This window comes from Streptacidiphilus monticola (assembly GCF_042658505.1).
In the GTDB taxonomy this organism is placed as follows: Bacteria; Actinomycetota; Actinomycetes; order Streptomycetales; family Streptomycetaceae; genus Streptacidiphilus; species Streptacidiphilus monticola.
The window spans coordinates 1-9274 of sequence record NZ_JBHSQJ010000077.1; the positions used below are offsets into that span (position 1 = coordinate 1).

Consider the following 9274-nt stretch of genomic DNA (forward strand, 5'->3'; position numbering starts at 1 on the left):
CCTGCGGCCCCTGGCGGGGCCTGCGGCCCCTGGCGGGGCGGGCTAGCCGAGGTCCCAGAGGAAGCGGTGGGTGTGGATGCCGAAGTAGGGGAAGTTCTGGACCTCGGCGACACCCTCGATCGGGCGGACGACGTCGTTGATGAAATCCAGCAGTTCCCTGGGCGTGTGGCAGACCACCTCCGCGAACAGGTCGAAGCCTCCGGACGTCAGCACCGAGTAGACGACCTCCTCACGGGTGCCCAGGGCGTCCGCCACCGCGCGGGCGTCGCCCGCCACGCGGATGCCGAGCAGGGCCATCGCCTGGCTGCCCATGGCCATGGGATCGGTGACCCCGACGACCTGGACCACCTTGCTGTCGATCAGGCGCTGCAGGCGCTGCCGCGCCGCGGAGGGGGAGAGGCCCACCTTGGGGCCCAGCTCGGCGTAGGGCACCCGCCCGTCCGTCTGGAGTTCGCGCAGGATGGCCCGGTCGATGTCGTCCACGGGTGACTAGCCTGCCAGTTCGTCGAGCGCCTGGGCGAACAGCTCGGTGTGGGTGTCCACGTCCGCCTCGGTGGTGGCCGGGCACATCAGGGCCATGTTGTGGAACGGGGTCATCAGGATGCCCCGGTTCGACATGAAGAGGTGCAGGAAGTCCTCGAGTTCCGCGTCGGCGCTCGCCGCGGACTCGGTGCCGTTGCGCGGCGCGGGGTTCGCGAAGCGGTACTCGCTCCGTGCCCCCAGCCGGGAGACGGACCAGGGCAGGTCGTGCTTGGCGATGCCGGCGGCGACGCCCGCTTCGAAGCGCTCGGACAGCGCACACATCCGGGCGAAGGCCTCGTCCGTCAGCACGTGCTCCAGCGTGGCCCGCATCGCCGCCACCGAGAGGGCGTTCCCCGCCAGGGTGCCGCCGACGCCGCCCATGTCGACGAGGTCGAGGTCGCTGCGGCCGAGCAGCCGGTCGGCCAGCTCGGCGGAGAGGCCGTAGCCGCCGGCGGGGATGCCGCCGCCGATGGCCTTGCCGATGGTGAGGATGTCCGGGCTGAGGCCGTAGAAGCCGGTGGCGCCGCCGGGGCCGGCGGAGAAGGTGTGCGTCTCGTCGTTGATGAGCAGGGTGCCGTGACGGCGCGTCAGTTCGCGCACGCCGTCCAGGTAGCCGGGCTCCGGGAGCACGATGCCGATGTTGGTGAGCGCGGGCTCCATGAGCACGGCGGCCACGTCGCCGTAAGCCAGTTCGCGTTCCAGCCCCTCCAGGTCGTTGAATTCCGCGACCCGGCTGGTGAGCGTCACGTCGCAGGGGGCGCCCACGTTGCCCGGGCGCGTCGCCCCGTTTCCGTCCGGCCCGACGACGATCAGGGACTCGTCCACGCTGCCGTGGTAGCTGTAGCTGTTCACCAGGATCTTCTGACGGCCCGTCACCGCCCGGGCCAGGCGGATGGCCCAGCGGTTGGCGTCCGTCGCGGTGAGCGAGAAGGACCAGCGGGGCAGGCCGAAACGGCGGGTGAGCTCGGCGCCGACCCACTCGGCGTCCTCGGTCGGCAGCATGGCCGTCGCGCCGCCCTTGGCGCGGTAGCGCTGCTCGACCGCCTCGGCCACGACCTCGGGGGAGTGGCCGGCCATGGCGCCGGTGTCGCCGAGGCAGAAGTCGACGTACTCGTGTCCGTCGATGTCGCTGACCCGGGCGCCGCGGGCGCCGTCGAGGTAGAGCGGGAAGGCGCCCGCGCTCTTGTTCATCCACGTCATCGGCACCCGGCCGAAGAGGTGCTCGGCACGCTGGTAGGCGGCCTGGGAGCGGGGGTTGCGCGCGGCGCTCTCGGCGGTCTCGCGGGCGAGCAGCGCGGCGAGGCGCTCGCGGTCGACGGATGCGGGCATGGGGGACCTCCTGTACGGCTGATGCAGCGACCGTACAGTCGATTCACGTGCATCGGCAAGGATGGACGCTCGAATCGAGCGTCCGTCCACGTGGATCTATCGCCGGACGGCGTCCAGGGCGAGCAGCGCGACATGCAGCGAGAGACAGGACTCCACCTGGTCCAGGTCCACCCCGAGCACCCGCTCGACCTTGTGAAGCCGGTCGTAGAAGGAGGGCCGGGACAGGTGGGCGGCGTCCGCGGCGGCGGACTTGTTGCGGCCCTGCTCCAGGTAGACCCGGAGCATCTGGATCAACTGGGTGCCGTGCTCCGCGTCGTAGCTGAGCAGCGGCCCCAACTCCCGCTCCACATAGGTCTGCAGGCGCGCGTCCTCCCGCAGCAGGTGCAGCAGGCCGCGCAGCCGGACGTCCGGCAGGCGGTAGTAGGAGGCGCGCCCGGCGTCCCCCGGGGCGTCGTGCAGGGCCGCGTCCGCGACCTGGGTGGCCTCCAGCAGCGTGCGCCGGGCGTCGCGGACCGAACCCACCGAGGAGCCGACGGCGACCACCGGCTCGGCGTCCTCGCCGTGCTCGGCGGCCAGGCGGCGCAGCGCGGCGGCGAAGCCGTCGAGGGCCGCGTGCTCCTCGTCGCGCGGCCCGAGGGAGACCAGCAGGCCGACGGCGTCCTCGTCCAGCGCGCCGACCAGTGCGGTCAGCCGGCGCTCGCGGACGGCGGCCGCCGCCGTTTCGGTGAAGTCCCGCAGCCGCGCCTGGGCCTCCAGCGCCGCGGGGAGCGGGCCGCGGCGCTGCCGCAGCACGACGCCGACCAGCCGCCTGCCCTCCAGCGGCACCCCGAGCGCGGCCGCGCGCAGGGCCACGTCCGAGACCGTGAGCGCGTGGGTGAGGATGCCGGACAGCAGCGTGCGGTGGGTCTGCCGCTCCAGGCTCTCCCGGTCGCGGACCATCAGCCGGTTCAGCGCCAGGGTGGCGGCCGCCCGCTCCAGCAGCATGGTGTGACGCCCCGACACCTGGCTGGGCTCCGCGCCCTCGCGCGCCGAGCCGGGCGCGCCGATCAGCACCAGCCGGCCCCAGTCCTGGCCGCGCGCGCCGACCGCGGTGACCAGCCAGCCGCTGCGCGGGTCGTGCCCGGTCCGGCCGCCGGGGCGGACCTGGCGCGAACGGGACTCCCAGCCGGCCAGCACCACTTGGGCGTTCTGGCCCGCGGTGTCGTAGGCCAGCACCTGGTGCGAGAGGTTCTCCAGCACCACCGGCGCACCGGCCATCCGCGCCACCTCGCGCACCACCTCGACCGGCTCGGCCCCCTCCACCGCCAGCTCGTTGAAGGTCTGGTGGATCTCCTCCGACGAACGCAGCTCCTCCAGCTGGGCGTTGACCACGAGTGCGTGCACCGCCTCGGTCACCGCGACGAAGCGCAGCTCCCGGCGGAGCACGATCAGCGGCAGCCCGCGCTGCTCGGCGGCGTGGACCAGGGCGCGCGGGAGGGAGTCGAAGTAACGCCGACCGAACTCGATCACCAGCCCGGCCGCCCCCACCTCGGCCAGTTCCTGCACGTAGCGCGCCAGGCCCTCGCGGTGCTCGGGGAGGGCGATGCCGGTGCTGAGGATCAGCTCGCCGCCCTGCAGCATGCCCGCCACGTCCGGCAGCTCGCTGACGTGGACCCAGCGGACCGGGTTCTCCAGGTGCTCCTTGCCGGCCACCACCTCGGGCAGGCCCCGGCTGACGACCTCCAGGTCCAGGACGCGGGAGACGGTGGGAAACATGCGGGCAGCCTCCGGGCTCGTGGGGATGCCTCCATAGTGTCAGGAGGAACCCCCGACCAGGCAACGAGCTGTCATGGGCGACCCGCTTTGCAAGGTGTAACGGCCGTAACGACTCGCTTTCCGGCCTGTCGCTTGCCCCGTGCCTGCAGGTCACGGCATCGTCGCTGGACAGGCAGGCGACCGCAGAGCACACGAGCTCTCCGTTGGAGGAGATACAGATGTCCGGTGCCCAGTACATCGACGGCGAGTTCCGGGCAGGCACCTCGGGCGAGAGCTTCGACGTCACGAACCCGGCCGACGGCAGCCTGGTGCGTACCGTCGACCTCGCCGGGACCGAGGACGTCGACGCAGCCGTGGCCGCCGCCGAGCGTGCCCTGCCCGAGTGGGCCGGCGCCACCCCTGGTGCCCGTTCCGACGCGCTGAACCGGCTGGCCGCCGTCCTGGCCGAGCGCGCCGAGGACTTCGCCCGCACCGAGAGCAGGCAGACCGGCAAGCCGATCAAGCTCACCACCGAGTTCGACGTACCCGGGACCATCGACAACACCGCGTTCTTCGCGGGGGCCGCACGCAACCTCGAAGGCCGCGCGACCGGTGAGTGGTCCGGGAACCACACCTCCTCCATCCGCCGCGAGCCCGTGGGCGTCGTCGGCAGCATCGCGCCGTGGAACTACCCGCTGCAGATGGCCGCATGGAAGATCCTCCCGGCGATCGCCGCCGGGAACACGATCGTGCTCAAGCCGGCCGAACTCACCCCGCTCACCTCCCTGATGTTCGCCGAGGCCTGCACCGACGCGGGCATCCCCGCCGGCGTCGTCAACGTCGTCACCGGCCGGGGGCGCACCGCCGGCGAGCACCTGGTCTCCCACCCGACCGTGCGCATGGTCTCCTTCACCGGCTCCACCGGAGTCGGCAAGCGGGTCGCCGAGCTGGCGGTGCAGACCGTCAAGCGCACGCACCTGGAGCTCGGCGGCAAGGCCCCCTTCGTGGTCTTCGACGACGCCGACCTGGAGGCCGCGATCCACGGCGCTGCGGCCGGTTCCCTGATCAACACCGGCCAGGACTGCACCGCGGCCACCCGCGCCTACGTCCAACGGCCGCTCTACGACGCCTTCGTGGCCGGAGTCGCGGAACTCTTCGACGCCGTGCGCCTCGGCGACCCGATGAACCCGCAGACGGACCTCGGCCCGCTGGTCTCGCTGCGCCAGCGCGACTCGGTGGCCGGCTTCGTCGAGCGCGCCCGGAGCTACGGCGCCACCATCGCGGCCGGGGGCTTCGCGCCCGAGAAGGGCCACGACGGCACCGACCTCACGCTGGGCGCCTACTACCGCCCGACCCTGATCACCGGCGTCGGCCAGGACGCCGAGGTCGTGCAGCAGGAGATCTTCGGCCCCGTACTCGTCGTGCTGCCCTTCGACAGCGACGAGGAGGGGCTGCGGCTCGCCAACGACACCCCCTACGGCCTAGCCGCCTCGGCCTGGACCACCAACACCTACCGCGCCCTGCGCGCCACCCGCGAGATCCAGGCGGGCTGCGTCTGGGTCAACGACCACATCCCCATCATCAGCGAGATGCCGCACGGCGGTTACAAGGCCTCGGGCTACGGCAAGGACATGTCGCAGTACTCGCTGGACGAGTACACCCAGGTCAAGCACGTCATGCAGGACATCACCGCGATCGCAAGGAAAGACTGGCACCGGACCGTCTTCGGTGACCGGTAGTTCGACCATCGATCACACGGAAGAGTGAGAACTTATGGATGCGGCCTCAGCCCATTCGCTCGCCGACGTCCAGTACACCTCCTTCTGGCTGGCCGACCCCGGCCGGCCGGAGCCCCTCCCGGCCCTGGTCGGGGACACCGAATGCGATCTGCTCGTGGTCGGCGGCGGCTACTCCGGCCTGTGGACCGCGCTCCTCGCCAAGGAGCGCGACCCCGGCCGTGACGTCGTCCTGCTGGAGGCTCAGGAAGCCGGCTGGGCCGCCTCCGGCCGCAACGGCGGCTTCTGCGCCTCCAGCCTGACCCACGGCTTCTTCAACGGGCTGCAGCGCTGGCCCGACGAACTGCGCACCCTGGAACGCCTCGGCGGCGAGAACCTGCAGGCCATCGAGGACGCTGTGAAGCGCTACGGCATCGACTGCGAATGGGAGCGCAGCGGAGAACTGGACGTGGCCACGCAGCCGCACCAGATCCAGGAACTGCGCGAAGGCGCCGAGCAGATGCGGGAGTTCGGCATCGACGCCGAGTTCCTCGACGCGGAGGCCACCCGGGCGCAGGTGAACTCCCCCACCTTCCAGGCCGCCCTCTGGGACCGCGACGGCGTCGCCATGGTGCACCCGGCGAAGCTCGCCTGGGGCCTCAAGCGTGCCTGCGCCCAGCTGGGCGTCCGCATCCACGAGCACACCCCCGCAACGGAGTTGGCCGACTCCGGCGCGGGCATGTCGGTGCGCACCCCCTACGGCCGGGTGTTCGCCCGGCAGGTCGCGCTGGCCACCAACATCTTCCCCAACCTGGTCAGGCGCGTCCGCCCGTACCTGGCCCCGGTCTACGACTACGCGCTGATGACCGAGCCGCTGACGGACGCTCAACTCGCGTCGGTGGGCTGGCAGAACCGCCAGGGCCTGGGGGACTGCAACAACCAGTTCCACTACTTCCGGCTCTCCGCGGACAACCGGATCCTGTGGGGCGGCTACGACGCCGTCTACCACTACGGCAGCAAGGTCCGCAGCGAGTACGACCACCGCCCGGAGACCTACCAGAAGCTGGCCGGCCACTTCTTCACCGCCTTCCCGCAGTTGGAGGGCCTGCGCTTCAGCCACGCCTGGGGCGGTGCGATCGACACCTGCTCGCGCTTCTCCGCCTTCTTCGGCACCGCGCACAAGGGGAAGGTCGCCTACGCCCTCGGCTACACCGGGCTGGGCGTCGGCGCGACCCGCTTCGGCGCGGGCGTGATGCTCGACCTCCTCGCGGGAGACCGGACCGAGCGGACAGAGCTGAAGATGGTCCGCAGCAAGCCGCTGCCGTTCCCGCCCGAGCCGGTGAAGTGGCTGGGCATCGAACTGACGAAGCGTTCGCTGGACCGGGCGGACCACAACGGCGGCAAGCGCAATCTGTGGCTCAAGGCCATGGATGCCGTCGGCCTCGGCTTCGACAGCTGACGTCAGCCCCCCGCCAGGGGCGCGAGGAACGGCGCGACCAGCCCACCGCCCACGCAGGTTCGTCCCGCAGGTGGAGTCGGACCTCCGTGGGCGGTGCGTTGCTCGCGCGGTTCCCCGCGCGCTAAAGGCCCTCCGCGCCATTAGCGCGCGGGCGCTGGTTTCGCACCCGGTTCGCGCCTTCTCACCACCGCGGGCTTCCCGTGTGCCCAAGCTTGGTGGCCGCACCGCTGTAAGAGCGGCGCGGCCGCACGCTCTCTCCAGGTGACCGCCGGGTAACCCGCCCGGCGGCCACACGGGGATGTGGAGGGCGAGTGTCATGGGAGAGAGGGAGGCGCTCGGCGCCGTCGGCTGGCTGGCGGCTGCCGCGCCCGATCCGGAGGCCTGCAGGTGGGAGTGGGAGCGCAGCGCCCTCGGCGTCGCGCTGCTGCCGGCCGGCCGGCTCTGGGACGTGCTGGTGGTCAACGGGGAGCTGGGCCGCCTCGCGGTCGACGTGCTGCTGGGCCTGGTCCCCGAACCCGGCCCGGTCCTGGCCGACTTCGGTGACCACCGCTACGGATTCTTCGTGCCCACCGGCACCGCGGCCCGCTGGGTCGGCACCGGCGTCCGCACCGCAGGTCAGGGGGCCTGGCTGGCCGTCCCGCACCCCACGAGGGGCAGCCGCGGACTGCGCTGGCTGGTGGCACCGGACGGCACCGGCCGCCTCAACGACCCGGCCGCCGTCGAACTCGCCCTGCACGAAGCCGCCGCGCGGCTCGCCCAGCTGCAGGCGGGTGACGGCCTGTAAGGCGAACCCGTGATCTGCCGACAACCTGCCGATTGAGGGGGTGGTGGCCACGGAAACAGAATGTTGCAAGCGGAACCCGCTGAACTCGGAGGCAGACGTTGAGCAAGCACATCACCCACTGGATCGGCGGCGCGTCCGTGCCCACCGCCGGGAGCGCCCCGCGCCGCGGTGACATCTACGACCCGGCCACCGGAAAGGTCACCGGCCAGGTGGACTTCGCCACGGTGGCCGAGGTCGACCAGGCGGTCGCCACGGCCGTCGAGGCGTTCGCCGGCTGGCGGCACGCCTCGATCGCCAAGCGCACCACGGTGCTGTTCAACTTCCGCGAGCTGCTCAACCGGCGCAAGGACGAGCTCGCCGCGATCATCGTCTCCGAGCACGGCAAGGTGCACGCGGACGCGCTCGGCGAGATCGCCCGCGGACTGGAGGTCGTGGAGTACGCCTGCGGCATCCCGCAGCTGCTCAAGGGCGGCTTCAGCGAGCAGGCCTCCACCGGCATCGACGTCTACTCGATCCGCCAGCCGCTGGGCCCGGTAGCGATCATCTCGCCGTTCAACTTCCCGGCGATGGTGCCGATGTGGTTCTTCCCGGTCGCGATCGCGGCGGGCAACTCGGTCGTCGTCAAGCCGTCCGAGAAGGACCCCTCCGCCGCCAACTTCCTTGCCGAGCTGTGGAAGGAGGCCGGCCTGCCGGACGGCGTCTTCAACGTCGTGCACGGCGACAAGGTCGCGGTCGACCGTCTGCTGGAGCACCCGGACATCAAGTCGGTCTCCTTCGTCGGGTCCACCCCGATCGCCCGCTACGTCTACGAGAACGGCACCCGCTACGGCAAGCGTGTCCAGGCCCTCGGCGGCGCGAAGAACCACATGCTCGTGCTGCCCGACTCCGACCTGGACCTGGCCGCGGACGCCGCGATCAACGCCGGCTTCGGCGCGGCCGGCGAGCGCTGCATGGCCATCTCGGTGCTGGTCGCGGTCGACCCGATCGGCGACGAGCTGGTCGAGAAGATCAAGCAGCGCATGGCCGGCCTCAAGGTGGGCCCGGGCTGCAACGGCGACTCCGACATGGGCCCGCTGGTCACCGGCGTCCACCGGGACAAGGTGACCTCCTACCTGGAGTCGGGCCTCGCGGACGGCGCCGAGCTCGCGGTCGACGGCCGCAAGCACGCGATCGCGGAGCAGGACGCCAACGGCCAGGAGACGACGGACGGCTTCTGGCTCGGCCCGACCCTGTTCGACCACGTGAAGCCCGGCATGTCCGTCTACAACGACGAGATCTTCGGCCCGGTGCTGTCGGTGGTGCGCGTCTCCTCCTACGAGGAGGGCCTGGAGCTCATCAACGCCAACCCCTACGGCAACGGTGTCGCGATCTTCACCAACGACGGCGGCGCGGCCCGGCGCTTCCAGAACGAGGTCGAGGTCGGCATGGTCGGCGTCAACGTGCCGATCCCCGTGCCGGTCGCGTACTACTCCTTCGGCGGCTGGAAGGCGTCGCTCTTCGGCGACACCCACGCCTACGGCCCGGACGCGGTGCACTTCTTCACCCGGGGCAAGGTCGTGACCTCCCGCTGGCTCGACCCGAGCCACGGCGGGATCAACCTGGGCTTCCCGACCAACTCCTGAGGCACCAAGTCCTGAGGGGTCCGTCCGGAACGGGCGTGACGCGGGTCACGTTTGACTCCGGCTGTTCCGTCACGTAACGTTCTTCGAGTTGCCCGCTGAGCGGCTGAGC

7 protein-coding genes are annotated in these 9274 nt (G+C 71.6%); 4 read left to right on the forward strand and 3 right to left on the reverse strand.

Annotation, left to right across the window (positions count from 1 at the left end):
- Positions 1–42: 42 nt before the first annotated feature.
- The 3 genes from ACFP3V_RS18960 to ACFP3V_RS18970 all read right to left on the reverse strand — a co-directional run bounded on the left by ACFP3V_RS18960 (position 43) and on the right by ACFP3V_RS18970 (position 3606).
- Entirely contained in the window at positions 43–483 is a 441-nt protein-coding gene (locus ACFP3V_RS18960) for an Lrp/AsnC family transcriptional regulator (protein WP_380584951.1), read from the reverse strand.
- A 6-nt stretch (positions 484–489) separates the two neighbouring features.
- Positions 490–1851 (reverse strand): transaminase, encoded by a 1362-nt coding sequence (locus ACFP3V_RS18965; protein ID WP_380584953.1) that lies wholly within the window; start codon positions 1849–1851, stop codon positions 490–492.
- Positions 1852–1947: 96 nt separating this feature from the next.
- A complete protein-coding gene (locus ACFP3V_RS18970; protein WP_380584955.1) occupies positions 1948–3606 on the reverse strand; it encodes a PucR family transcriptional regulator in 1659 nt (552 codons plus the stop codon).
- A gap of 218 nt (positions 3607–3824) precedes the next feature.
- Between ACFP3V_RS18970 and ACFP3V_RS18975 the strand changes: the two genes are divergently transcribed.
- The 4 genes from ACFP3V_RS18975 (at position 3825) to ACFP3V_RS18990 (ending at position 9165) form a co-directional block, all read left to right on the forward strand.
- On the forward strand, positions 3825–5324 hold the full coding sequence (locus ACFP3V_RS18975) for a gamma-aminobutyraldehyde dehydrogenase (protein ID WP_380584957.1): 1500 nt from the start codon (positions 3825–3827) through the stop codon (positions 5322–5324).
- A 34-nt stretch (positions 5325–5358) separates the two neighbouring features.
- Positions 5359–6759: an NAD(P)/FAD-dependent oxidoreductase gene (locus tag ACFP3V_RS18980; protein WP_380584959.1), complete on the forward strand. Its 1401-nt coding sequence runs from the start codon at positions 5359–5361 to the stop codon at positions 6757–6759.
- A gap of 316 nt (positions 6760–7075) precedes the next feature.
- Positions 7076–7543: a hypothetical protein gene (locus ACFP3V_RS18985; protein WP_380584961.1), complete on the forward strand. Its 468-nt coding sequence runs from the start codon at positions 7076–7078 to the stop codon at positions 7541–7543.
- A 98-nt stretch (positions 7544–7641) separates the two neighbouring features.
- Positions 7642–9165, forward strand: a complete 1524-nt coding sequence (locus ACFP3V_RS18990) for a CoA-acylating methylmalonate-semialdehyde dehydrogenase (RefSeq protein ID WP_380584963.1) — start codon at positions 7642–7644, stop codon at positions 9163–9165.
- The last annotated feature ends 109 nt before the right edge of the window (positions 9166–9274 follow it).

What these genes read in the sequence shown, in the direction of transcription:
- ACFP3V_RS18965 (WP_380584953.1), bottom strand. Translation starts at nt 1,851, where the DNA reads ATGCCCGCATCCGTCGACCGCGAGCGCCTCGCCGCGCTGCTCGCCCGC.
- ACFP3V_RS18970 (WP_380584955.1), bottom strand. Translation starts at nt 3,606, where the DNA reads ATGTTTCCCACCGTCTCCCGCGTCCTGGACCTGGAGGTCGTCAGCCGG.
- ACFP3V_RS18975 (WP_380584957.1), top strand. Translation starts at nt 3,825, where the DNA reads ATGTCCGGTGCCCAGTACATCGACGGCGAGTTCCGGGCAGGCACCTCG.
- ACFP3V_RS18980 (WP_380584959.1), top strand. Translation starts at nt 5,359, where the DNA reads ATGGATGCGGCCTCAGCCCATTCGCTCGCCGACGTCCAGTACACCTCC.
- ACFP3V_RS18985 (WP_380584961.1), top strand. Translation starts at nt 7,076, where the DNA reads ATGGGAGAGAGGGAGGCGCTCGGCGCCGTCGGCTGGCTGGCGGCTGCC.